This is a genomic window from Streptomyces sp. NPDC004752, from assembly GCF_053601275.1.
This window is the reverse complement of the sequence record NZ_JBSGBN010000148.1, coordinates 1-24,235: the sequence shown is the minus strand read 5'-3', so window position 1 is coordinate 24,235 and position 24,235 is coordinate 1. Positions and strand designations below refer to the sequence as shown.

The 24,235-nt window shown below is 72.3% G+C and carries 24 protein-coding genes; 18 read left to right on the top strand and 6 right to left on the bottom strand.

Translation table 11 applies throughout. The features are described 5' to 3' along the window. On the bottom strand, positions 1-612 hold a 612-nt coding region (locus tag ACWEKM_RS39365), incomplete at its 3' end, for a DUF6801 domain-containing protein (RefSeq protein ID WP_451626100.1). Between the two features lie 129 nt (positions 613-741). Continuing rightward, positions 742-1,368 carry a hypothetical protein gene (locus ACWEKM_RS39360; RefSeq protein ID WP_451626099.1) on the bottom strand — a complete coding sequence of 209 codons (627 nt, stop codon included), beginning with the start codon at positions 1,366-1,368 and terminating at the stop codon, positions 742-744. A gap of 576 nt (positions 1,369-1,944) precedes the next feature. Here ACWEKM_RS39360 and ACWEKM_RS39355 point away from each other — a divergent pair. From ACWEKM_RS39355 to ACWEKM_RS39290, 14 genes are all read left to right on the top strand, one after another. Continuing rightward, on the top strand, positions 1,945-2,949 hold the full coding sequence (locus ACWEKM_RS39355) for an ABC transporter ATP-binding protein (protein ID WP_451626098.1): 1,005 nt from the start codon (positions 1,945-1,947) through the stop codon (positions 2,947-2,949). Continuing rightward, positions 2,946-3,710, top strand: a complete 765-nt coding sequence (locus tag ACWEKM_RS39350; protein WP_451626097.1) for an MlaE family ABC transporter permease — start codon at positions 2,946-2,948, stop codon at positions 3,708-3,710. Before ACWEKM_RS39355 ends, ACWEKM_RS39350 begins: the two co-directional genes overlap by 4 nt. 5 nt (positions 3,711-3,715) lie before the next feature. Beyond that, the gene (locus ACWEKM_RS39345; protein ID WP_451626096.1) at positions 3,716-4,522 is read left to right on the top strand and encodes an MlaE family ABC transporter permease; all 807 of its coding nucleotides are present in this window, start codon (positions 3,716-3,718) and stop codon (positions 4,520-4,522) included. A 1-nt stretch (position 4,523) separates the two neighbouring features. Then, a complete protein-coding gene (locus ACWEKM_RS39340) occupies positions 4,524-5,777 on the top strand; it encodes an MCE family protein (RefSeq protein ID WP_451626095.1) in 1,254 nt (417 codons plus the stop codon). Then, positions 5,774-6,832 (top strand): MCE family protein, encoded by a 1,059-nt coding sequence (locus ACWEKM_RS39335; protein WP_451626094.1) that lies wholly within the window; start codon positions 5,774-5,776, stop codon positions 6,830-6,832. Before ACWEKM_RS39340 ends, ACWEKM_RS39335 begins: the two co-directional genes overlap by 4 nt. After that, a complete protein-coding gene (locus ACWEKM_RS39330; protein ID WP_451626093.1) occupies positions 6,829-7,980 on the top strand; it encodes an MCE family protein in 1,152 nt (383 codons plus the stop codon). Before ACWEKM_RS39335 ends, ACWEKM_RS39330 begins: the two co-directional genes overlap by 4 nt. Further along, positions 7,977-9,032 (top strand): MCE family protein, encoded by a 1,056-nt coding sequence (locus tag ACWEKM_RS39325; protein ID WP_451626092.1) that lies wholly within the window; start codon positions 7,977-7,979, stop codon positions 9,030-9,032. Before ACWEKM_RS39330 ends, ACWEKM_RS39325 begins: the two co-directional genes overlap by 4 nt. A 101-nt stretch (positions 9,033-9,133) precedes the next feature. Next, complete coding sequence (locus ACWEKM_RS39320; RefSeq protein ID WP_451626101.1) at positions 9,134-10,336, top strand: MCE family protein; 1,203 nt, start codon at positions 9,134-9,136, stop codon at positions 10,334-10,336. Beyond that, positions 10,333-11,604 (top strand): MCE family protein, encoded by a 1,272-nt coding sequence (locus ACWEKM_RS39315; protein WP_451626091.1) that lies wholly within the window; start codon positions 10,333-10,335, stop codon positions 11,602-11,604. Before ACWEKM_RS39320 ends, ACWEKM_RS39315 begins: the two co-directional genes overlap by 4 nt. Further along, positions 11,601-12,119 (top strand): hypothetical protein, encoded by a 519-nt coding sequence (locus ACWEKM_RS39310; RefSeq protein WP_451626090.1) that lies wholly within the window; start codon positions 11,601-11,603, stop codon positions 12,117-12,119. The genes ACWEKM_RS39315 and ACWEKM_RS39310 overlap by 4 nt, the downstream gene beginning before the upstream one ends. After that, positions 12,116-13,084, top strand: a complete 969-nt coding sequence (locus ACWEKM_RS39305) for a hypothetical protein (protein WP_451626089.1) — start codon at positions 12,116-12,118, stop codon at positions 13,082-13,084. The genes ACWEKM_RS39310 and ACWEKM_RS39305 overlap by 4 nt, the downstream gene beginning before the upstream one ends. A 26-nt stretch (positions 13,085-13,110) precedes the next feature. After that, the gene (locus ACWEKM_RS39300) at positions 13,111-13,653 is read left to right on the top strand and encodes a nuclear transport factor 2 family protein (protein WP_451626088.1); all 543 of its coding nucleotides are present in this window, start codon (positions 13,111-13,113) and stop codon (positions 13,651-13,653) included. A 46-nt stretch (positions 13,654-13,699) separates the two neighbouring features. Then, positions 13,700-14,653, top strand: coding sequence for a hypothetical protein (locus tag ACWEKM_RS39295; RefSeq protein WP_451626087.1), 954 nt, complete (start codon positions 13,700-13,702; stop codon positions 14,651-14,653). A gap of 69 nt (positions 14,654-14,722) precedes the next feature. Beyond that, complete coding sequence (locus tag ACWEKM_RS39290; RefSeq protein WP_451626086.1) at positions 14,723-15,976, top strand: lytic transglycosylase domain-containing protein; 1,254 nt, start codon at positions 14,723-14,725, stop codon at positions 15,974-15,976. Positions 15,977-16,072: 96 nt separating this feature from the next. Here the strand turns inward: ACWEKM_RS39290 and ACWEKM_RS39285 are convergent, their stop codons facing one another. The 4 genes from ACWEKM_RS39285 to ACWEKM_RS39270 form a co-directional block, all read right to left on the bottom strand. Further along, on the bottom strand, positions 16,073-17,749 hold the full coding sequence (locus ACWEKM_RS39285) for an adenosine deaminase family protein (RefSeq protein WP_451626085.1): 1,677 nt from the start codon (positions 17,747-17,749) through the stop codon (positions 16,073-16,075). A 384-nt stretch (positions 17,750-18,133) separates the two neighbouring features. Next, entirely contained in the window at positions 18,134-18,937 is an 804-nt protein-coding gene (locus ACWEKM_RS39280; protein WP_451626084.1) for an SAM-dependent methyltransferase, read from the bottom strand. A 37-nt stretch (positions 18,938-18,974) separates the two neighbouring features. Further along, positions 18,975-19,205, bottom strand: a complete 231-nt coding sequence (locus tag ACWEKM_RS39275) for a DUF397 domain-containing protein (RefSeq protein WP_451626083.1) — start codon at positions 19,203-19,205, stop codon at positions 18,975-18,977. Continuing rightward, complete coding sequence (locus ACWEKM_RS39270; protein ID WP_451626082.1) at positions 19,202-20,071, bottom strand: helix-turn-helix domain-containing protein; 870 nt, start codon at positions 20,069-20,071, stop codon at positions 19,202-19,204. Before ACWEKM_RS39270 ends, ACWEKM_RS39275 begins: the two co-directional genes overlap by 4 nt. 293 nt (positions 20,072-20,364) lie before the next feature. Here ACWEKM_RS39270 and ACWEKM_RS39265 point away from each other — a divergent pair, with 293 nt between their 5' ends. The 4 genes from ACWEKM_RS39265 to ACWEKM_RS39250 all read left to right on the top strand — a co-directional run bounded on the left by ACWEKM_RS39265 (position 20,365) and on the right by ACWEKM_RS39250 (position 23,313). After that, on the top strand, positions 20,365-20,814 hold the full coding sequence (locus ACWEKM_RS39265) for an ATP-binding protein (RefSeq protein ID WP_451626081.1): 450 nt from the start codon (positions 20,365-20,367) through the stop codon (positions 20,812-20,814). Positions 20,815-21,102: 288 nt separating this feature from the next. After that, on the top strand, positions 21,103-21,552 hold the full coding sequence (locus ACWEKM_RS39260; RefSeq protein WP_451626080.1) for a MarR family transcriptional regulator: 450 nt from the start codon (positions 21,103-21,105) through the stop codon (positions 21,550-21,552). Further along, positions 21,549-23,039 carry an MFS transporter gene (locus ACWEKM_RS39255; RefSeq protein WP_451626079.1) on the top strand — a complete coding sequence of 497 codons (1,491 nt, stop codon included), beginning with the start codon at positions 21,549-21,551 and terminating at the stop codon, positions 23,037-23,039. Before ACWEKM_RS39260 ends, ACWEKM_RS39255 begins: the two co-directional genes overlap by 4 nt. Positions 23,040-23,127: 88 nt before the next feature. Further along, entirely contained in the window at positions 23,128-23,313 is a 186-nt protein-coding gene (locus ACWEKM_RS39250; RefSeq protein WP_451626078.1) for a hypothetical protein, read from the top strand. The last annotated feature ends 922 nt before the right edge of the window (positions 23,314-24,235 follow it).

Sequence of the window (24,235 nt, the reverse complement as noted above, 5' to 3'; positions counted from 1 at the left end):
GGCGGCCAGCAGCCCGCCGTCGGCCGCGTCCTCGGCGAGCGCGCACCGGACGGTGAGCGCGGCGGGATCGGCGGCGCCGCCGTCCGCCGCGCTCAGCGTCAGGTCCACGGCCAAGTCCCCGGCGGAGAACGTCAGTTCGCCGGTGCCGCGCCCGGTCACCGTCGGCACCTCGCCCGTCGCGGTGAGCGTCAGCGGCCCGGACGGCGGGGGGACCACCGGCTGTGCGGTGCCGCGCCAGGTCGCCTCGGCGGTGGCGTCCTCCTGGGCGACGGCGACGGTGAGACGGGTCTCGGCCCGCGCACTCGCCGCATGGGCCGCGGCCAGGTCGGCCACCGCCTCCGCCGGGAATTCGACGGTCGTGGTGACGTCGGCGGGCCGGATCGGCTCGCCCGCCGCGACCCGGTCGGGAAAGGCCGCCGAGATCCGTACCGTCGCGGGCCGCTGCCCGGACGGGAGCGTGCAGACGTAGGGGAGTTCGGTGGCGACCTCCCGGGTGCCCGCGGCGACGGCCGCGGCCGGGACCGTGGCGGCCAGCACGACGAACGCGGCGATCGTCGCGCCGCGCGCGCGGGTGCGGGACGGCCGCCGGGCGGCAGCGCGGGGACCTCTCATCGGTTGCTCCGCTCGGATCGTTCGGTGGTCCGGGGACGGCGTCGGCGGCCGGCGGTCACCGGCCCGAGCGCGGACAGCCCGCGTGCGCCCGGCCGAGCACCGGCCGGGCGGACGCGAGTCGGACGTGCCCTACGGGTTGGAGCCGACGATGGTCGGGATGGTGCTGGTGCCGGTCAGCTTGACGGCGTAGTTGCCCTTGAAGGTGGGCTTCGTGGACGTCGTGACCACGCTGCCGCAGCCGCTGGCGGAGGCGACGGTCAGATCCCCGGAGACGCTGTTGACCGCGAGGATCCCGGTCGAGTTGGTGTAGGTCGCGCTCGCCCGGCCCGTCACCGTGAACACACAGGCGCCCGCGGTCACCTTGGCGTTGACATTGCCGACGTAGCCCGTGGTGACACCCGCCGTGTAGTCCTGGCCGACGACCGTCCAGGGGGCGGTCGCCACGGTCGTGACATTGCCCAGGACACTGGTGCACGGCGAGGAGCCGCTGCCGAAGGTGACGGCGTCGATGGAGGCGACGGTCGCCGGGTTGCCGGTGGTGCTCTGCATGGTGCCCGACGCGGCCGATGTCGTACACGTCATCGGGATGTTGGCGGTCAGCACGATGTTGCCGCTGTTGGCCGCCGTGTAGGCGGCCGGTGACGGGGTCACGGTCCACACCGTGGAGGGCACCGCGGAGGCGGGGGCGACGGCGATGCCGAACGCGGCCGCGGCCGCGCCCAGGACGACGGCGGTCCTTCTGATGGGCTGCTTCATGACTGTGGACTCTCCTTGTGGATCGACCGGCAAAGGAGGGCCGCTACGGAAGGAGCGGAGAACGAGACCGGGCGGCCCGCGGCCCGGAAAACCTCGACCGCGGGCACCGACGTTACTTGCCGGAAACTTGGCCGAACAATGCCATCGCCCATGATTCTTTGAGGAACGGAATTATCTGTCCGCGGGGTGAGCACTCCACACCGCCGCTTAGTCATCGAGTGCTAAGACCGCCGCCGCGGGACGGTCGTGCCGGGCCGTCCTCGGAACACTCACCGCATGACAAGAACGGGGCGCTGCTTTGTCTCCGCGCTGACAGATTCCGGGCGGTCGGCCGGAAACTCGCACAAAACTCGGAACCCGCTATTGCCCGCCGAGGTTACCCGGTCGTAACGTGCCGGGTGCCGCGCCGATCCCCAGGTAGGCGGCGGGACACGTACGGGAGCGGTCATTGTCCGCGCGGTGACAAAGACCGGGGGAGCCACGGGAATCCGGCGCCCCACCTGGTGTCAGTCCACCGCTGCACCGCATTGGCGTTCGCTCCGCGGTGCACGCGGAACCGTTCCTGTCGGAGGTGATATGGGAATCGAAGTGGTCGTCGAGGGCCTGACCAAGTCCTTCGGCGGGCAGAACATCTGGCAGGATGTGACCCTCACCCTGCCGGCCGGAGAAGTCAGTGTCATGCTCGGCCCGTCCGGCACCGGAAAGACCGTCTTCCTGAAATCGCTCATCGGTCTGCTCAAACCGGAAGAAGGCCGTGTCCTCATCAATGGGGTGGACATGGTGAACAGCCCGGAGCGCGACATATTCGAGACCCGGAAAGCCTTCGGGCTCATGTTCCAGGACGGCGCCCTTTTCGGCTCGATGTCCCTCTTCGACAACATCGCCTTTCCGCTGCGTGAGCACACCCGCAAGAAGGAGTCCGAGATCCGCCGCATCGTCATGGAGCGGATCGAGGTCGTCGGCCTGCTCGGCGCCGAGGGCAAGCTGCCGGGCGAGATCAGCGGCGGCATGCGCAAACGGGCGGGTCTCGCCCGCGCCCTCGTACTCGACCCGCAGATCATTCTGTGCGACGAACCCGACTCCGGGCTCGACCCGGTACGCACCGCCTACATATCCCAGCTGCTGATCGACCTGAACGCGCAACTCGACGCGACGATGCTGATCGTCACCCACAACCTCGACATCGCCGCCACGGTCCCCGACAACATGGGCATGCTCTTCCTGCGCCGACTGGTCACCTTCGGTCCCCGCGAGGTGCTGCTCACCAGCGAGGAACCCGCCGTCGCCCAGTTCCTCGGCGGCCGGCGCGAGGGCCCCATCGGGATGTCGGAGGAGAAGGACGCCGCCGCCCTCGCCGCGGAGGCCGCCGACACCCGCCCGGCACCGCCTGCCGGGCCCCGGCGGATCGTCCCGCAACTGGAGCCGTCCCCCGGACTCCCGCCCCGCCGCGCCGTCGCCCGGCGCCGGGAGCGGGTCCTCGGCATGCTCGACCGGCTGCCGCCCGCCGCCCGCTCGGCCATCGAGCGCACCTACGCCGCGGGCGCCGCCGCACCCAACCCCGCCGCCGGGAGCGGCATATGATCCTGGGCGCGCTGCGGCAGACCGGACGGCTCTTCGCGCTCGCCGCGGAGGTCGGCCGGGCGATCTTCAAACGGCCCTTCCAGTTCCGGGAGTTCATCGAGCAGTTCTGGTTCATCGCCAGTGTCACCATCCTGCCCGCCGCCCTGGTCTCCATCCCCTTCGGCGCCGTGATCGCCCTTCAAGTCGGCTCGCTCACCCAGCAGTTGGGCGCCCAGTCGTTCACCGGCGGGGCCAGCGTGCTCGCCGTGGTGCAGCAGGCCAGTCCGCTCATCGTCGCCCTGCTGATCGCCGGCGCCGGCGGTTCCGCCATCTGCGCCGACCTCGGCTCCCGCGCGATCCGCGAGGAGCTGGACGCGATGCGGGTCATGGGCGTCTCACCGGTGCAGCGCCTGGTCGTGCCCCGGGTGCTGGCCGCGATGGGCGTGGCCGTCCTGCTGAACGGCCTGGTCTCGGTGGTCGGCATCCTGGGCGGCTACTTCTTCAACGTCTTCCTGCAGCACGGCACCCCCGGCGCCTACCTGTCCAGTTTCTCCGCCCTCGCCCAGCTGCCGGACCTCTACATCAGCGAACTCAAGGCCCTGGTCTTCGGATTCATCGCGGGCATCGTCGCCGCGTACCGCGGGCTGAACCCGCGCGGCGGCCCGAAGGGCGTCGGCGACGCCGTCAACCAGTCCGTCGTCATCACCTTCCTCCTGCTGTTCTTCGTCAACATGGTGATGACCGGCGGCTACCTCCAACTCGTCCCGCCGAAGGGAGGCTGAGACCGGTGGCCTCCCCGCTCGCCCGGCTCGACCGCTCCGGCGACCAACTGCTCTTCTACGTCCGCTCCCTGCTCTGGGTCCCGCGCACCCTGGGCCGCTATCTCAAGGAGGTGCAGCGGCTGCTCGCCGAGGTCGCCTTCGGCACCGGCGGCCTCGGCGTGATCGGCGGCACCGTCGGCGTGATGATCGCGATGACCCTGTTCACCGGGACCGTCGTGGGACTCCAGGGATACGCGGCCCTGGACCAGATCGGCACCGCCGCGTTCACCGGGTTCGTCTCCGCGTACTTCAACACCCGCGAGATCGCCCCGCTCGTCGCCGGACTCGCCCTGTCCGCGACCGTCGGCGCGGGCTTCACCGCCCAGCTCGGTGCCATGCGCATCAACGAGGAGGTCGACGCCCTGGAGGGCATGGGCATCCGCTCCCTGCCCTATCTGGTCACCACCCGCATCATCGCCGGGGTCGTCGCGATCGTCCCGCTGTACGCTGTCGGGCTGCTCTCCTCCTACCTCGCGTCCCGCTACATCACCGTCCTGTTCAACGGCCAGTCCCGGGGAACCTACGACCACTACTTCAACCTGTTCCTGTCACCCACGGACGTCCTGCTCTCCGTACTGAAGGTGCTCATCTTCAGCGTGATGGTGATCGTCGCCCACTGCTACTACGGCTACCGCGCCTCGGGCGGCCCGGCCGGAGTCGGCGTCGCCGTGGGCCGCTCGGTGCGCAACGCCATCGTGCTGATCAGCGTCACCGACTTCTTCCTGTCACTCGCCCTGTGGGGCGCCACCACGACCGTGAAGGTGGCGGGGTGAGATGAGCGGCCCACGAGGTCAGGCGCTGCGCCGCCGGCTCGCCGGGGTGGTGTTCCTGGTGGTGCCCGTCCTGCTGATCTGGCTGGCCGTCGCCGTCTACGACAAGAAGTTCACCGACTTCGACCCGGTGGTCGTGGAGACCGGCAGCGTCGGCAACGAGATGCACCCGGGCGCCGAGGTGAAGCTGCGCGGCGTCGTCGTCGGCGAGGTCCGTGCCATCGACTCCACCGGCGACGGCGCCCGGCTCACCCTCGCCCTGCGGCCCGGCACCCGCGCCGACATCCCCTCCGACGTCCGCGCGCAGATGCTGCCGACGACCCTGTTCGGCGAGCGGTTCGTGGCCCTCGTCCCGCCCGCGCACCCCTCCGACCGGCCGCTTGCCGCCGGAGCCGTCATCCCGCAGGACCGCTCCGCGAACGCCGTCGAGTTGCAGCGGGTCCTCGACGACGTGCTGCCGATGCTCACCGCCGTCCAGCCGCACAAGCTCTCCGCCACCCTGTCCGCCGTCTCCCGGGCACTGGAGGGGCGCGGTGAGCGACTCGGCAAGACCCTCAGCCGACTCGACGCGCATCTGCGGAAGTTCAACCCCGACCTGCCGACCCTCAACCGCGACCTGAAAGAACTCGTGACGGTCAGCAACGTCTACGCCGACGCCGCACCCGACGTCATCACGGCCCTCACCGACCTCACCACCACCAGCGGCACCCTGGCCGAGAAGTCCGGCGACCTGGCCGCCACCCTCGGCGCCACCACCGGCGCGGCACAGGACCTGACCGCCTTCCTGCGCCGCAACAAGGACACCGTCATCCGGCTCAGCGCCGACTCCCGGCCCACCCTGGAACTGCTCGCCGAGTACTCCTCGTCCTTCCCGTGCACCCTGCGCACCCTCGCCGGCTTCGTCCCGGAGATGGACAAGGCGCTCGGCAAGGGCACCGACCGGCCCGGCCTGCGGGTCGACGTCACCACCGTGCCGTCCCGCGGCGCCTACGCCCCCGGCCGGGACACCCCCTCCTACGACGCCGGCGGCAGCCCCCGCTGCTACCCCGTGCCCTACCTCGGCGTGCCCACGAAACCGGCCGCCCAGGTGTCCGCCGCGGCCGACCAGGACCTCGGGCCCGCCAACTCCCCGCAGGAGAACGCCCTCGTCAACGAGTTGCTCGCACCGGCCACCGGACAACACCCCGCCGACCTGCCGGACTGGAGCAGCCTGCTCGCCGGCCCGGCCCTGCGCGGCACGGAGGTGACCCTGCGATGACCGAGCCGCGTCCCGCGCACACCCGGCGCCGCCCGCTGACCGGCCCCGTGCTGAAGTCCCTCGTCTTCCTGGTGGTGACCGCGCTGGCCACGACCGTGCTCGGGCTGAGCGTCGCGGGCACCGGCGTCGGCCTCGACACCCGCTCCTACAAGGCGCTGTTCACCGATGTCACCGGGCTCGTGGACGGCGACAGCGTGCGCCTCTTCGGGGTGAAGGTCGGCGAGGTCACCGATGTGCGCGTGGTCGACCGGCGGATCGCGCAGGTCACCTTCACCGTCCGTGAGGACCGCACCCTGCCCCGCTCGACGACCGCCGCCGTCAAGTACCTCAACCTGGTGGGTCAGCGGTACGTCGCCCTCGACCGCGGCAGCGGGGACCTCACCGGCACCCTGGAGGACGGCGCCACCATCCCGCTCGACCACACCTCGCCCGCCCTGGACCTGACCCTGCTCTTCAACGGCTTCAAGCCGCTGTTCGAAGGGCTGTCGCCGAAGGACGTCAATGAACTAGCGGGCTCCATCGTGCAGGTCCTCCAGGGCGAGGGCGGCACCGTCGACAGCCTGATCCGGCACATCGGCTCGCTCAGCCGGACGGTCGCCGCGAAGGACACGGTCGTCGGCGCGGTCGTGCGGAACCTCAACACGGTCCTGACCACCCTCAACGACCGCGAGGCCGAGTTCGACGGCCTGGTCGAGACCCTGCGCCGGCTCGTCACCGGCTTCAACGACGACCGTAAACCCCTGGGGCGGGCCGTCACCGCCATGGGCGGCCTGACCACGGTGACCGCGGACCTCCTCCAGGACGGGCGCGCACCCCTGAAGCAGGACATCCACGAACTGGGGCGGCTCTCCGAGCACCTCGGCGCCGCCGCCCCCCAGATCGAGAACTTCCTCGCCAAGACCCCCGCCAAGCTGACCGCCCTGGCCCGGCTGTCGTCCTACGGATCGTGGTTCAACCTCTACCTCTGCGAGGCGCACGTGAGCGGAGTGTCCACCTCCGACGGTTCCGAGGCCCCCACCGGGATCGCCGTCACGGAACCTAGGTGCGGCGCATGAGCCCGCCGACCCGGGCCCGCCGCCGCGCGGCCGACGGCACCGGCGACGGCACAACGGGCAGTGCCAGCGACAGAGCTACCGTCGGCGCGACCCGCACCGGCCGGCGCCGCGGGCCCTGGCTGAAACCCGTCAAGGACCGCGACCCGGTCGGCGTCGCCCTCGTCGGACTGCTGCTGCTGGCCCTGCTCACCGTCTTCGTGTACAACGCCGGCCGGCTGCCGCTGCTCGGCGGCGGCACCGCCTACAGCGCCGATTTCAGCGAGTCGGCCGGCCTCGCCGAGGGCGACGAGGTGCGCATCGCCGGAGTCAAGGTCGGCCGCGTCACCAAAGTCGTCCTCGACGGCCCCAAGGTGAAGGTCGGCTTCGAGGTCGACGGCGCCTGGATCGGCGACCGGACCACCGCCGCCATCGCCATCAAGACACTGCTCGGCGAGAAGTACCTGGCCCTGGACCCGCTGGGCGGCGCGCGCCAGGACCCCGGCCGGCGCATCCCGCTGGCCCGCACCACCTCGCCGTACGACGTGACCCAGGCGTTCCAGGACCTCAGCGGCACCGTCGACGCCATCGACACCCGGCGGCTCGCGAAGAGCTTCGAGACGATCTCCGAGACCTTCGAGAACTCGCCGCCCCATGTCCGCAAGGCCGCCACCGGCCTGTCCGCGCTGTCCAGGTCCGTCTCCAAGCGGGACGCGGAACTGGCCGAACTCCTCAAGGGCAGCGCCCGGTTCAGCAAGACGCTCAAGGACAAGAAGTCCAGCTTCGAGACCCTCATCGAGGACGGCGGATCCCTGCTCGGCGAGTTGCGGGACCGCCGCACCGCCATCCGCGCCCTGCTCAAGGGCAGCAGGGCACTGTCCACCGAACTGAGCGGCCTCGTCGCGGACAACGAAGGACAGCTCGGGCCCACCCTCAAGGCGCTCGGCCGCATCACCACGATCCTGGAGAAGAACCGCACCCGGCTCGACCGCACGCTGGCGCTCGTCGGCCCCTACTACCGGCTCGTCGGCAACACCCTCGGCAACGGCCGCTGGTTCGACAGCTATCTGTGCGCGGTGGTGCCCCGCGACTATCTGCCCGACCCGTCCCAGACCGAGCCGTGCATGCCGCCGAAGCAGCCGGCGCGGGCCGAGGGGAGCGGTGGGCGATGACCAGGCGCCGCAGACTCCTCGCCGCCGTCCTCGTCCTGGTGGTGGTCGCCGCCGGACTGGCCGTCGCCCGGGCCCTGGACCCCACCGGCACCCGGCTGACCGCCTACTTCGACCGCGCCGTCGGCATCTACTCCGGATCCGACCTGCGCATCCTCGGCGTGCGGGTCGGCGCGGTGACGTCGGTACGGCCGCAGGGCACCCGGGTGCGGGTGAAACTGGCCCTCGACGAGGGCGTACGGGTCCCCGAGGGCGCCCGAGCCGTGATCGTGGCGCCGAGCGTGGTCGCCGACCGCTATGTGCAGCTCACCCCCGCCTACCGCGACGGGCCGGCCCTCGCCGACGGTGCCGTGCTGCCCGCGTCCCGCAACCGCACCCCCGTCGAGATCGACCAGCTCTACGCCTCGATCACCGACCTCGGCAAGGCGCTCGGCCCCGACGGAGCCAACGCCTCGGGCGCCCTGTCCGACCTGCTGAGGACCGGCGCGGCCAACCTCGACGGCAACGGCGAGGCGATCGGCGACACCGTCGAGCAGTTCGGCAAGGCTGCCAAGACCCTCAACGGCAGCAGCGACGACCTGTTCGCCACGCTCGGCCGGCTCCAGTCCTTCACCAGCATGCTCAAGGAGAAGGACACCGGCGTGCGCACCGCCCAGGAACGCCTGGACACGGTCGTCGGCTTCTTCGCCGACAACAAGGTCGACCTCGCCGGCGCGCTCGAAGAACTCGGCAAGGCCCTCGGACAGGTCAAGCGGTTCATCAAGGACAACCGCGGCGAGCTGAAGAAGAACGTCGACCGGCTGGTGCCGATCACCCGCACCCTCGTCGAGCAGCGGGCCTCCCTGGCCGAGGCGCTGGACGTGGCGCCGCTGGCCGCGGACAACCTGGTGTCGGCCTACGACACCGACACCCGAACCCTCGACGGCCGCGCGAACCTCAACGAGATCAGCATGGGCGGACCGCTGCTGCCGCTCCCGGCGACCGGCGGCTCCGCGTCCTTGAGGGAGCCTTCAAGGGAGTCCTCAAGGAAGTCTTCAAGGGAGGGGGAGCGGTGAGGCGCGGCGGCCCGGAGGACCGGGAGGAGCGGGCGGGGGACGACGCGGAGCCGGCGGGCCGGGTCGGCGCGGCGGTCCGGCGGCGCGTGCTCACCGGCGGCATGGCCGTGGGCGCAGGAGCGGCCGGACTGCTCGCCCTGGCCCTGGGCTTCGCCCTGGCGGTCGGCGCGTTCACCGTCCCCCTGCCGCACTTCGACGGGATCGAGGACCTGCCGCTGCCCGGCGGCGCCGACCTCGGCTCCCACCCCTACACCGTCACCGCCGAACTGGACGACGTACTCAGCCTCGTCCCCCAGGCCGCGGTCAAGGTGGACGACGTCGCCGTCGGCAGGGTCACCGCCATCGGCCTCGACCGCGACGGCCGGGCCGCCCGCGTCACCATGAAGATCAACGGCGAGGTGCGGCTGCCCGCCGACGCCGGCGCCCGGCTGGAGCAGTCCAGTCTGCTCGGCGAGAAGTACATCCAGCTCATCGCGCCCAGCGCGTCGAACGCCGCCGGCCGGCTCGGCGACGGCAGCGTCATCCCGCTGTCCCGCACCGGCCGCAACACCGAGGTCGAGGAGGTGTTCGGCGCGCTGTCCCTGCTGCTCAACGGCGGCGGCGTCAACCAGCTCAAGACCATCACCAAGGAACTCGACGCCGCCCTCGGCGGACGCGAGCCCGAGGTCCGCTCGATGCTCAAACGGGTCGACACGCTGGTGACCGACCTGGACGAACACCGCGGCGACATCACCGACGCCCTCGACGGCGTCAACCGGCTCGCCGCCACCCTCGCGGGCCGCAAGGACGACGTACGGACGGTCCTCACCGACCTCTCGCCCGGCCTGAGGACCCTGGACGAACAGCGCGGCTCGCTGCTGACCATGCTGCGCTCCCTGGACACGCTGTCCGATGTCGCCGTCTCCACCGTCAACGCGAGCAAGGACGACATGGTCGCCGATCTCAAGGCCCTCGCACCCGGCCTGCGGGCACTCGCGGACGCGGGTACCGACCTGCCCGACTCGCTCCAGGCCCTGCTCACCTACCCGTTCACCGACGCGGTACTGCGGGGCGTCAAGGGCGACTACCTCAATGTGTATCTGAGCATGGTCGCCGCCCCCGGAACGCGGATCATCCCGCCGCTGGTGCCGCGGAACACGCCCTCACCCTCCGCCGCCGCGCCGGGCGCACCCGACACGACCCGCGGGAAGAGCCCCGCCCAGGGGTCCGGCGGGGCCGCCCCCGCCTCCCGGGCCCCGACGTCGGCACCGCTGCCGCTGCCGTACGTCACCACGCCCGCCCGGGACGGAGGCGGCACGCCGTGATCACCCTCGCCGTACGCCTGAAGAACCTGGCCTTCCTGGTCATCGCCGTCCTCGTGCTCGGCTTCGTCGGCATCCGCTACGCCGACCTCGGCCGCTACATCGGCGTCGCCGACTACTACACCGTGAACGTCCAACTCCAGCGCACCGGTGGCCTGTTCACCCACTCCGACGTCACCTACCGCGGGGTGTCGGTGGGCCGGGTCGGCCCCATCGGGCTCACCGCGGACGGCGTCGTCGCCGAACTGCGCATCAAGAAGTCCGCGCCGCGCATCCCCGCCGACACCCGCGCCGTGGTGGCCGGGCTGTCCGCGGTCGGTGAGCAGTACATCGACCTGCGGCCGAAGAGCGACACCGGACCCCATCTCGCCGATGGCGCCCGGATCGAACAGGCCGACACCGAGGTGCCCGCGCCCGTCACTGACGTGCTCTCCAGTGTCGACTCTCTCGCCCGGTCGGTGCCGCTGGACGATCTGCGCACGGTCGTAGACGAGTTCGGCAGGGCCTTCGAGGGCCACGGCGACGACCTCCAGGTGCTCCTGGACAACGGCAGCGCCTTCGTCGAGGCCGCCGACCGCGCGCTGCCGTCCACCAGCCGGCTCATCGACGACGGCGAGACCGTGCTGCGCACCCAGGCCGAAGAGGCGCGGGCCGTCCGTGACTTCGCCACCGGGGCCGAGCGACTGGCCCGCACCCTCAAGGGATCCGACACCGACCTGCGCCGTCTGCTCACCGTCGCCCCCGATGCCGCCACCCAGGTGAGCGGTGTCCTGCGCGACCTCGACCCCGGCCTGGGCGTGGTCCTCGCCAACCTGCTGACCACCTCCGAGATCGCCGTCACCCGGCAGCGCGGCATCGAGGAACTGCTCGTGACCTACCCGGCGGCCGTGTCCGCCGGCGCCACCGCCGTCGACGGAGGAAAGGTGAACCTCGGCATGGCCGTCACCTTCTTCAAACCCCTGCCCTGCACCGCCGGTTACGGCGGCACCCGATACCGCGACGGACTCGACCTGGGCACCGCGCCCCCGCTCAACACCGGCGCCTCGTGCACCGCCCCGGCCGCGAGCGGCACCAACGTACGCGGCTCGGCGAACGCGCCCCGGGGCGGCCCGGTGCCCGACCCGGTCACGCCGCCCTCGCTGCCGTCGGGCAGCACCGGACCGGCCGCCGCCGTGCCGCTGCCGGGCGCGCTCGCCCTGCCGGGCCTGGGCGACGGCGCCCCGACGGACCTCGCGGCCCTCCTCGATCCGGCTGCGGCGGACGCCCGATGAGGCCCGCGCGGATCATCGCGGCCGCGGGGCTCGCCCTGGCGCTGGGGCTCTGCGGCACCGGTGCGTGGACGTATGCGCAGGCCCGCGGCGACGACGGGCTCGCCTACGGCGGGGAACGGGACGCGGCGCTCGCCGACGGCCGCCGGGCCGTTGCCGTGCTCACCACGCTCGACGCCTCCTCCCGGGAGCGGGCGCGGGCCGGCATCCGGGCCTGGCGCGCTGCGTCGACCGGCCCGCTCCGGGACGAACTGGGCCGCACCGAGCCCCGCACCGGCGCGTCGGCCCGCGGCACGGTCACCGAGGCAGCCGTCACCGCCCTGGACCCGCGCGCCGGCACGGCCAAGCTGATCGCGGCCGTACGCGTCGAGGTCACACCGGCCGGGTCGAAGCCGCCGAGCACGGACCGCAAGCGCCTGGAGGCGGTGCTCGCCCGCACGGCCGCGGGGGAGTGGAAGGTGCGGGCACTGAGCGCGGTACCGCTCGCGCGGACGGCGGCGGAGGAGGACGAGCGATGACGCGGCTCCGGCACGACGAGAGCACCCCGAAACCCACCGCGGCGACGGCCGGGACACCCCCGCCGGAGTCTGCGACCGCGCCCGTGGACGGCACTTCGCGGGCGCGGCGGGATACCGGGCTGCGGAAGGTGGCGGTGGAAGTGCCGGAGGGCTCGTGGGAGGCGGAGACGGCGGCGGCGTTGCGGAAGGCGGTGGGCGGGGCGCCCTCGCCGGAGTCCGGGACTGTGCCCGTGGACGGCACTTCGCGGGCGGGGCGGGATACCGGTCCGCGGGGCGTGGTGGTCGAGGCGTCGGAGAGCGCGGAGGCGGCGGCGAAGCGGGGCGCGGAGGCGGCAGCGCGGCGGGAGGCGGACGCGGAGGCGACGTCGCGGTGGGAGGCGGAGGCGGCGGCGTTGCGGGACGTGGCGGGCGAAGCGTTCAGGGATGAGTCGGAGGAGGGCGAGGCCCTTGCCCGGCGTCGCCCGAGCGTCCGGCTGCGGCGCGCCGCGGTCGCCGTGCTCGCCGCGGCCCTCGTCCTCACCGGCTGCGGATTCTTCTACGGCGCCCACCAGTTGAGGTCCACCGCCTCGGCCCGGAACCGCGCACTGACCGACACCGAGGCGACCACCCGCGTCGCGGGAGACATCGGAACGGCCCTCGCCCGCGTCTTCTCGTACACCCCCGACGGCCTCGATGCCGCCGAGCGCTCCGCGCGCTCCGTCCTCGACGGCCGGGCCGCCCGCCAGTACACCGAACTCCTCGGCCGGATCCGCGCTCAGCTCACCGAGCAGCGCGTCACCCTGAGCACCCAGGCCGTGCGCGTCGGAGTGATCGAACTCGACGGCCACAGCGCCCGACTGCTGGTCTTCCTCGACCAGGTCTCCCGCCGCGACAACGCCACGGCCACCATGGCGGCGGCCCAACTCACCGTCACCGCACGGTGGGAGCACGACCAGTGGCGGATCGTCGACATCAGGACCCGCTGAACGTGCGCGGGAGACGGGAGCACCCCATGAAACGCGCGGCCCGCGCCGTCACCGGAGCCCGGACGCTGCCGGTACTGGCCCTGGCACTCGCCCTGATCGCCGGCGGGTTCGCGGCGTGGACGGGCTGGGACTGGTACGCGGCGGCACACGACGACTCGGCGAAGTACGCCGCACAGCGCGACGCGGCACTCGCCGCCGGTGAACAGGCCGTGCAGAACCTGAACACACTCGACCACCGTGACGTGCAGCGCGGCCTCGATCTGTGGGAGTCCTCGACGACCGGTGACCTCCACCACCAACTAGCCTCCGGACGTGCGGAGTTCTCCGCGCAGGTGAGGACGGCGAAGACGGTCACCACGGCCCGGGTGCTGTCCGGCGCCGTCACCGAACTCGACGACCGGGCCGGCCGCGCCCGGGTCCTCGTCGCCCTGCGGGTGACCGTGAAGGCGTCGGACGGGGAGAGCACCGACAAGGACAGCCGCATGCTCGGCGAACTCACCCGGACCGGCGGCCGATGGAAGCTCAGCGCCCTGGGCCAGGCGCCCGTGGGCGGCACGTCAGCCGGCTGACCCGGACCCGCGCCGCGCGAACCGGCCGCACGAGAGGACACACCCGATGTCGACGACCCGTCACCACATCAACCGCCAGCGTCGACGCCAGGCACGCGAAGCCCGGCCCACGGCGCCTGGGCCCGGACCCGTTCCGGGCGTTCCGGGTGTTCTGGGCGTTTCGGGCGGTCCGGGTGATCCCGGCCGTCCGGCCGACGAGACCGGCCCCGCCGCGGCCACGCCGGACCGGTCCCGTTCCGGGCTCGCGGTGCTGCCCGAGCGCGCCGCGTCGCCCGCGTCCCCCCGCCGGTCCGCGGCCTTCGGGACGGCGAAGCCGGACGACACGGACCCGGCGGACGACACGGACCCGGTGGACGACACGTATCTGGCGGACCGCGTGAATCGGGCGGATGGGGCTCATGGGGCGAACCGGTCGGACGCGACGGGCGGCCGGAACCGGATCCGCCGCCCGTCCCGCGCCGTCGGCCTGTCCCTGCTGTGCCTGCTGACCCTAGTCCTCGGCGGCTTCGCCGGCTGGGCGCACGCCCGCGCCGAGACCCTCCGCGACGGCCCGGCCCTGCGTAACACCGCCTTGACCGACCCCGCCCGCACCAGCGAGATCCGGGGGCAGACGGCGAAGGCGGTCGCCGCGCTCTTCTCGTACGACCACGCCGATCCCGCCGCCTTCGAGAAGGCCACGAAGGACCTCCTCACCGGGAAGGCCGTCGCCCAGCACAAGGCCCTGCTCGCCGACGTCCGGGCCCGTGCCGACCAGCAGAAAGCGGTGATCACCACCACCGTCACCGACAGCGCGGTCGAACGCGTCGACGGCGACCGGGCCCGCGTCCTGGTCTACGCCGACCAGAGCAGCGTCAGTACCGCCGGGGACAAGAGCGCGGCGGACACGAAGGACAGGCAGTCCGTGGACGGCGGCACCTACGCCGGGGCCATGCTCGCAGTCGACGTGGTACGCCGCGACGGGCACTGGCTCCTCTCCGGCATCGACACCTTCGGCCGCTGACGGTTCCGGCGCCACCGGCCGGGGGCGTGCACACCGGTATCCGGCCCCGTCGACAAGGGAGCGACACCCGTGCCCGCACGCCGCCTACCCCGCCCGCAGGCCCGGACCGTACGGGGCCTGCGGGCCACCGCCGTCGCCGCCCTGGCCGTGGCGGCCCTCACCGCCTCACAGGCGCCCGCTCTCGTGTCGAGCGCCGACGGTGGCCCCGGCCGACGGGCCACCGACGACACACCCACCCCGGCCACGGGCACCCCCTACGCGGATCTCGCCCCGCTCGGCGACGACTCGTACCACACGGAACTGCCGCCCCTGACGAGCCCTCAGATCCCGTACAGTGCCGGGGAGATCACCCGGATCGGAGTGGCGGCGGGCATCCCGGTGACCGTCCTGCGCGCCTATCGCGCGGCCGAGTCTGCCGTCGGTCGTACGGACCCGGGCTGTCGGCTGCCCTGGGAACTGCTCGCCGCGATCGGCAAGGTGGAATCGGGCCATGCGCGCGGCGGCGCCGTCGACCGCGACGGCACGACCCTCGGCCGGATCACCGGCCCGGCGCTCGACGGACGGGGCTTCGCCCTGATCCGGGACACCGACGGCGGCGTCCATGACGGCGACCCGGTGTACGACCGGGCGGTGGGTCCGATGCAGTTCCTGCCCTCGACCTGGGCCCGGTGGGGCGTGGACGGCAACGCTGACGGCCGCGCCGACCCGAACAACGTCTTCGACGCGGCCCTGGCGGCCGGGCACTACCTGTGCGCGGGGGACCGTGACCTGGGCCGGGCCGCGGACCTGGATCGGGCGATCCTCAGCTACAACTACTCGCGCACCTATCTGGACCTGGTCCGGCAGTGGCTCGACTTCCACCGGCGGGGCGCGCACAGCGTGCCCGACGGCGAGGGTGTCATCCCGCGGTCCCCGGGCGCCGGCGGCGACACCGAGCCGACCGGGCCCGTGGACGGTGAGGGCGGCGGCACGGGCGGCGGGATCGTCATCGGCCCCGACCCGGGCGGTCCCACCCCCACCCCCACTCGCTCCGCCTCGCACCCGCCGGGCCCCGGCCCGTCCCCCTCCGCGACGGCCACGACGGGCCCGGACCCGTCGGACTCGCCCGGGGAGCCGCCCGTGCCGGACCCGTCCGGCTCCCCGACCGCAGGCTCCTCGGCCACCCCGGATCCCACCGACTCCGCGGCCCCGTCCCCCTCCCCGGATCCCGGCGATCCGATGCCCGAGCCGTCCTGCTCCGATCCCGCACCGAGCCCGTCCCCCGCCGCCCCCGGCACCACGGATGCCACCCCGGCCTGCCCGCCGCCCACACCGACGACGTGAGACGGCGGCACGACGGACCGCACCGCACGGCGCCGTGCCGAGGCCGGGGGAGCCGTGGCGTTCGATCGGGGAACTGATGCGCTGTGGGCCATGTGTTCAGCCGTGGCGGCTGGTGTGCTCGAAGGCGGTGAAGGCGGCTTCCTGGCGCCACTGCACCCGCGCCCTGGGGCTGGCGGCGAGCAGTCGACGGCAGCGCGGGCCGGGGGTGTCGCCGCCGAGCGTCTCGCCCCGGCAGCCGGCGACGGGGCGGTAGCCGGTGGCGGTCGGGTTGCCCTGCCAGACGCTCCCGCCCGGCAGGAAGGCGTACTGCAGGGAGGCCCGTGCCAGATCCTTCAACTCCGGGTACGACAGGCCGTAGGTGACTGCGGCGTACTGGTACTCGTGGCTGATGTCGATGCGGGACACGCCGGGGTCGTCGGTGGCCAGGACCGTCGGCACGTCGTAGGCGCGGTAGGTCTCGAAGGGGTGCTCACGGCCCTTGACGCCCAGGATCTGCGCGTTGCTGGTCAACGGGACCTCGACGGCGACCTGGCGGGCGGCCATGGTGCGGGCCAGGTCCCGCCGGTCGTTCTCGAAACCGAAATCGACTCCGTGGCCGATGCGTTCGGCGCGGGCGACACGGACCGCCTCGTCGATGTGGAAGGTCAGGTTCTCGGGTTTGACCAGCCCGGTCCACAGTTCGCCGGCGTGCAGGGTGACATGGGCGTGCGGGTACCGGGTGCGCAGGAAGGCGAGCATGCGCATCTGCAGACGGTAGTTGCGCAGGGAGTCGGGCCAGTCCTCGGGCTGGACCAGGTCGACGGCGAGGTAGCGCGGGTCGCGTTCGGCCAGCCGCATGCCGAGGGCGAGCTGGGTGAAGACACGCTCGCGCGAACTGGCCCGCAGGGCTTGGTAGATCAGGCGGACGGTCGGTCGGCAGCCGGGTCGGGGCCTGCTGGTGCCGCAGCGGGCGGCGGCGCGGAACTCGGCGTCGACGCCGTCGGTCTCCTTGCGCGCGGCGGCGACCAACTGGTCCAGCCTGCTGTCGGCGAGGAGCCTGCGGTGCAGCCGGGCGAGATCGTCGTCCCAGCCGACCTCGTCGGCGAGCCGGTCGGTCGCGTCGGCGGCAGGCTGGACCATGGTCTCCAGATAGGACTGGTTGTTCTCCGCCACGTCATCGGCGACCTCGGCGAGCACCGCGCCCTGATGGCGCCCGGCGACCAGGGCGAACTTGTCGAAGGTGGCGAAGAAGTGGTCGTGGCCGAGCTGGTGCGGCGGGAAGTCCCGCATCGACCACGCTGCGAGGATCGCCTCGCGGAAGGCCGGGTCGGTGCGGGCATCCGCGGCGGGCCGCCGGGTGCCGGGGTCACAGGGTGGTACGACGGCGGTCATCGTGCGGGCGTCGACGCACAGGCCGTCGTCGGCGGCGAGCTTGACGAGGTACTCGGTCCGGACCGCGCCGAAGAGATGGTTGTGCAGGTCACCGCCCTTGGGCAGGTCCCGGAAGAAGCCGCGCAGCCGGGCGGGGCTGTGGCGGAGGGAGCGCAGGAGGGCGTCCGTGCGGGCCTCGGCCAGGGTGACCGGTCGGGGCAGGGCCGGGCCGACCGTGCGGGGCGCGGAGCCCGGCGCCGCGCGGCTGTCCGTGGGATGGGCCGCGGCTGACGTCGCGGACCCGGGCGTGAGCGAGGAGAGCAGGGCGAGCGCACCGAGGCCGACGGTGAGCACGGCGCGCCGCCGGCCCGCGGTGCGGCAGGCGCGGTGTCGGCCGGTGGGGTGGGGGAACGGAGAAGTCACCGCCGCATGATGGCCAGAGCGACCGGCGGACGGCGAGGCGCTGCGCGGTGTGTGAGCGACGCTCACCCGGGAGAGGGAATCCCCATGTGCGCCCACCCGCCGGGCATCGAGCCGACGGACCCACCAGGCGGTACGCGTCGCCCCGTCCACGCGACTTCCCGACCCGCACCGTCCGACCGCCTGACAACTCGTCCCAGCACGCCGACTGCCTGACGGCTCGACCCAGTGCCCGGATCGACGCGGCGTCCCCGGCGTCCCCGGCGTCCCCGGCGTCCCCAGCGCCTTCGATGCCGCGCGCGGAGCAGATCGCTCACGAAGTCCGTTCGACCGGAAGGCGGTCGCCGCACCGAGGGGACTCGTGACGCTGCCGACCCAGAACCGTGCCTACGGTTTCACGGCCACGCCCACGTACAGCGGGATCTGTGCGTCACGGTCGGGCTGTCCCGTCGGCTCCGGGTGCCACAGGTCGGCCAGTACCAGGCCCGGGTCGATGAGTTCGAGCCCCGTGAAGAACCGGGAGAACTCCTCGCGCGAGCGGACCTGCGCCGGTGTGCCCGACTTGCGGTAGACCTCGACCACCCGCGCCCAGGTGTCGGGGTCGAACTCCCCCGTCGCGTGGGAGAGCGTCACATGGCTTCCGGACGCCAGGGGCTCCAGCAGTCGTGTCACGATGCCGTAGGGGTCGTCCTCGTCTCCCACCAGGTGCAGAAGGGCCACCAGGGACAGGGCGATCGGCCGGTCGAAGTCGAGCACCTCCCGCGCCGCCTCGATGATCTCTCCGGGGTTCCTGACATCGCCCTCGACATACGCGGTCCGTCCCTCCGGCGTGCTGTGCAGCAACGCCTGCGCGTGCCGGAGAACGATCGGATCGTTGTCCGCGTACACCACCCGGGCGTCGGGGACGACCTCCTGCACGATCTGGTGGAGGTTGGGCGCCGTGGGTATCCCGGTTCCTATGTCGAGGAACTGACGGATTCCGCGCCGCGCCAGCAGCCGGGAGGCCCGCTGCATGAAGTCCCGGTTGGTCCGGGCCATGTCCTTGACCGCGGGGAAGTGGTTGATCACCTGCTTCGCCGCGGCCCAGTCGACGGGATAGTTGTCCTTGCCGCCGAGAAAGTAGTCGTACATGCGTGCCGAGTGAGGCTTGCTGGTGTCGATATCGGCCGCGCTGAAACCGTCTTCTGTCACTTCGGCCCTCCGCTTCTGTGCATCGTGATCCTTGTGCTCAGCCGACCAGGAAGTCCGCGGCCCCGGCCTTGACTCCGGCGATGAACTCGGACATGGCGTAGGAGGGACAGACCAGGGCCGGGCCCTGTGGGTCGGTGGACTGCCGCAACGCGACCCGGCCACCGCCGAGTTGCTTCACCTCGACGCAGTTGCCGTTGTCGCTGCCGCTCCACGGCTTGCGCCAGCCTTCGGTGCCCAGCTCCCCGGCGGCGTTCATGGCATGCTTCATCGGTCCAGCTCCTTGCGGACGTCCAGCAGGAACTCCCTGGTGCGGGCCGTGGACATGGCTTGGGAGCTCATCCGGTCGAGCACCTCGCGGTGCACGGCCACCTCCTCCTCGTCCTCGCTGTATGTGGCACTGCTGAGGTTGTCGATGCCGACGATGTCCGGGAAGTCCGGCATCGGGAATCGGAAGAGCGTGAAGGGGCCGAAGGCACCCGGGTGCAGCCCGGCCGTGAACGCGAGCACCTGAAGGGTCACGTTCGGCAGCTCCATCACCTCGATGAGATGGTCGACTTGGCCCCGCATCACCTCGGGCGGGCCGGCCGGGCGCCGCAGGACGGTCTCGTCGATGACGATCCACAGGTCCGGCGCCGGCGGGTTCCGCCGGGTCAGCAGGGTCTGGCGCTGCATGCGCAGTGCCACGCGCCGGTCCAGCTCCGCCGGCGTCGGGCGGGGGCGGTTCGGGCCGAGCACCCCGCGCGCGTAGTCCTCGGTCTGGAGGAGGCCCGGGACCACATGGGGCTCGTAACCACGAATCCGGGTCGCCGAGTTCTCCAGGCTGACGTGCACCCCGAACCAGCCGGGCAGCGCGTCACGGTAACCCTGCCACCACCCTGGCTCGTTGGCCTTGACGGTCAGACCCAGGAACTCCTCGGCCTCGGCCTGCCCGACACCGTAGATCTCCAGCATCGCCTTGACCGTCGTCCACTTCAGGGCGACCTTGGCCTGCTCCATCCTGACGACCGTGGTGTGCGCCTGGTGCAGCCTTGTGCCGACGTCCTGCGTGGACAGGCCCTTGGCCCGGCGCAGTTCCTGCAGCCGTCGGCCCAGCACCATCTGCAGAACGGTCGGGGCTGATCGCGGTGCGCTCACTCCGTTGCCTCCTCGATCACCAGGTCGATCAGCAGTGTGCCACGACCCTCGCAACACGGGCAGACTGCACACCCACACCGTGCACTGTGCAAAGTGAGGGGTTGCCAAGTTATCTGTGAGGCACGCATAGTGACGGTGTATCAGTGCTCAACCCTGGCCAGCGGCGGCAGTCCGGCGTACGTGGCCGGGGTGCCGGGCCGCCGGCCGATCCGTCATGGGCGCTGCACACCTCCCCGCCCCTCCCGCACCGTGTGGTCGTGTCCGGCACGCACCCCCCAGGTTAGGAATCAGTCGTGGCCTCACTGGACGCCGCCACCACAGATGCGCTGCCCGCTCTCCAACCGGGGGCACGCCACGCGGCGTTCGTTCTGCCGGCGGAGGGAGGCGCCGTGCGTGAGGCCCGTCGCCTCGTTGGGGAACACCTCACGTCCTGGGGTGTCGGCGCGACGGCACGGGATACGGCGGCCCTGTTGATGAGCGAGCTGTTCACCAACGCAGTGGTGCACACGGACAGCAGGGTGATCCGGTGCCGGGTCGAGGCAACGCGGGAGCGGCTGCTGATACAGGTCGCGGACGAGGGCGGCGGCCCGTCGGCCCCGACGCCGCAACGAGCCGACTTCGACGACGAGAGCGGACGCGGTCTGCTGATCGTCAAGTCCGAGTCGGAGCGCTGGGGGGTGAGCCGGCCTCGCGGAGGAGACGGCCGGGTCGTCTGGGCGACGCTCCGTACCAGCCCGTCCTGACCCGCGGCGGCCATCCTGACCCGAGCCCGGACGAACGGCCCGGCGGCCACGAGGAGTTCGCCCGGATGACGATCCCGCGGACCATCGAGCGCCGGTCGGTCCCGGCGGACCTCGGCAGCGCCCTCGCCCTTCTGGTCCTGGACGACGCCGACCTCATCACGGCCAGATCCCGCCCCATCCTCTGACGAGCCGTACGCCCGGCGCCGACGGGTGGGCGGCTCGGTAAAGGCAGGCAAAACTGTGCAGGGAAAACTGTACAGGTGACCCTGTGTAAATTACGGTGGATGCATGGGCAACGACCGCAACCAGCCGTCGGAGTCGGCCGTGCGCGCCGCGCAGGACGTCCGCGTGGTGGTGGGCCGCCTGCGCCGCCGGGTGCGCAGTGTCTCCGACGCCGACGACATCACCCTCGCCCAGGTGTCCGTGCTCGCCCGGCTCGTCAAGGACGGTCCCGCCGCGACGAGCGACCTCGCCGCCGTCGAGGGCGTCCGTCATCAGTCCATGGCGGCCACCGTGGAGGCCCTGGACCGGCTCGGACTCGTAGCACGCCGACCCGACCCCACGGACCGCCGACGTCGGCTCGTCGTGCTCACCGACGCCGGCCGCGCCCGCGCCGAGGGCGACCGGCAGGCCCGTCAGGAATGGCTGGCCGGAGCGTTGCAGGAGCGGTGCACAGGGGAGGAGCGGCAGCTCGTGATCGCGGCGATGGCCATCCTGGAAAGGGTGATCCACGCGTGAGCGACCCCGGCCGTCCACGGCAGTTGGCCGAGACCCAAGAGAGCGCGGAGGGCACGAGCGGCGGTCCGGCGGAACGCTTCGACCGCAGGCTCATCCCGCCGATGATCGTCGGTTCGATTCTCAACCCGATCAACTCGACCATCGTCGCGGTCGCCCTCGTGCTCATCGGGGTGGCCTTCGGCGCGCCACCGTCGCAGACGGCCTGGCTGGTCTCGGCGCTCTATCTCGCGACCGCCCTCGGGCAGCCCGTCGTCGGGCGGCTCATCGACCTCTTCGGGCCTCGGCGGCTGTTCCTGATCAGCACCTCCCTGGTCGGCGTCGCCGGCCTGGCCGGCACCTTCGCCCCGAACCTCGGCGTGCTGATCGGCGCGCGCGTCCTCCTGGGTTTCGGCACCTGCGCCGGATATCCGGCGGCGATGTCCCTGCTGCGCAGCGAGGCCGAACGGACCGGCAACGACAGTCCCGCCGGGGTGCTGACCCTGCTCGCGATCGCCGGCCAGACCATCGCCGTGATCGGCCCCTCCCTCGGCGGACTGCTGATCGGCGTGGGCGGCTGGCGCGCCACCTTCGCCCTCAACATCCCGCTGGCCGCGGTCGCCCTGTTGCTCGGCGCGCTCCGCCTGCCCAAGCCGGCCGGTCCCCGGCCGAGTCGCGGTCGGCACGCCGCCGCACTGGACCTGCCCGGCATGGCCCTGTTCGCCGCGACGCTCGTCGCGCTCCTGCTGTTCCTGATGAACCCGCACCCGCGTACCTGGTACCTGCCCGTGGTCACCGTCGCGGCGGCCGTCGCCTTCACCCTGCGCGAACTGCGCACCGCCGTGCCCTTCATCGACCTGCGGGTCCTGCGCGGCAACACGCCCCTGCTGGCCACCTATGCCCGTGGCCTGGTGGCGTACACCGTGTCCTACGCCTTCCTGTACGGCTTCACCCAGTGGGCCGAGGAGGGCCGCGGACTTTCGCCGTCCCAGGCCGGACTCGTACAACTCCCGCTGTTCCTCGTGGGCATCGGGATATCCGCGCTCACCGGCCGCCGCAGGAGCATCCTGGGCAAGCTCGTCGTCGGCGCCATGGGACAGATCGTCGCGTGCGCGCTGATCCTGTTGCTGGGCGCCGCAAGCCCGATCTGGATGCTGCTCGTCGTCGGGTTGCTCTTCGGCGTGCCACAGGGGCTCAACAACCTCGCCCTGCAGAATTCGGTCTACCACCAGGCCGACCGCGAGCGCATGGGCTCGTCCGCCGGGCTGCTGCGCACCTTCATCTACCTGGGCTCGATGATCGCCTCCGTCGCCACCGCGTCGGCCTTCGGGCAGCACGCCGACACCGCCGGGCTGCACCATCTGGCCTGGTTCATGCTCGGCGCCGGTGCGCTGTTCCTGCTCCTGACCCTCTTCGACCACGGACTGCGCCGCGCCGCCGCCGAGGCGCGCGGTCGCCCCGCCCGGCTGCCGCGCAGAACACGAGTCGCCGAGCGCAGCGGGCGGATCTAGCGTGTGAGGCGTACGGACACTCTCCTATGACCGGGAAGCCGCCGGCCCCGCGGACCGTGGCGGCCCCGGCCCCAGGAGGAGGAGAACCATGGCCAAGGGTGACGACACCAATATGGAGAAGACGGTCCAGGAGTGGACGGACCGCCTCGTCAGCGAACAGGGCACGGCGATGGACAGGGACCACGCCCGCCAGTTCGTCCGCGACATCTACCGCTCGGCCCAGGACGACCTGCTCAACCGCAACGCACAGGCGGAGTACGAACGAGAGGAGTGACCCCGGGCCTCGCGGGGACGGTTCCGGTGCTCTCCGGCACCCGGAACCGCCCCATGTCGGATAGGAACGCAGCGTCGGCACCTTCACCACAGCGCCCACCAGTGGCCGCAGCGCGGCCGGTCAGGTGATCGCCGTCGCCTCACCCCGGGCACGCGGCCGACTGGATCGCCGTGAACGGCCCGTATACCCATCAGGCCGATGCCGTGTGTCCATCAGGCCGATGCCGACTGCTCGGGGACGTAGTCCTCCGGTGGGGGTGCGGGAGGCTCAGGGGGCGGAGGGAAGAGGAGGTCCTCCAGTGCCTGCATCGCGAATATGAGAAGCAGGAGGGCTACGGGGACGAGCAGGGCTAGCAGGATCACCTGGCCTCCCAGGGGAGTAGTGATCAGCCTGTGGCGTGTCCGTGGCAGGAACGGTTTCAGCCTGCGTCCAGATGGGTGACCGCGCACATCAGTGCGGATGAACGCTGAGCCGTTCGGGTGAAAGACGGCTGTCCGGATGCGTCCTTCGGTGCGGTGGGCGACCCTGGCGCCCTTGGGGCTGCGGGTTTGTCACCCGGATGCGCGGGCTACCGCCGACGCGCCGGGCCGACGACCGGAACGCACGCCATACGGCTCGGCGATCGCCATGTTGCCGAGGGGCCGGATACGGTCGGCGCCGCGCGGGCGCCGGCCCCGATGGCCGGGCGGTTTCAGCCTCGCCGGCCGCGCTGGTCGTGTCCCCACTGGTCGCCCACGCGGTCGACCGGCCCGGCGGGGTACGGCACCCGGCCCTGGACCCATGTCTTCAGCAGGGGCGAGCGCAGGGTCGGCACCCACAGGTCGGCCCGCCGACCAGGGAGCGGCCTTCGTCGGCGGCGGCGACTGCAACGAGGCCCCCAACCCGAAGGGGGAGACCGAACCGCCGATCGACTGGGACACGG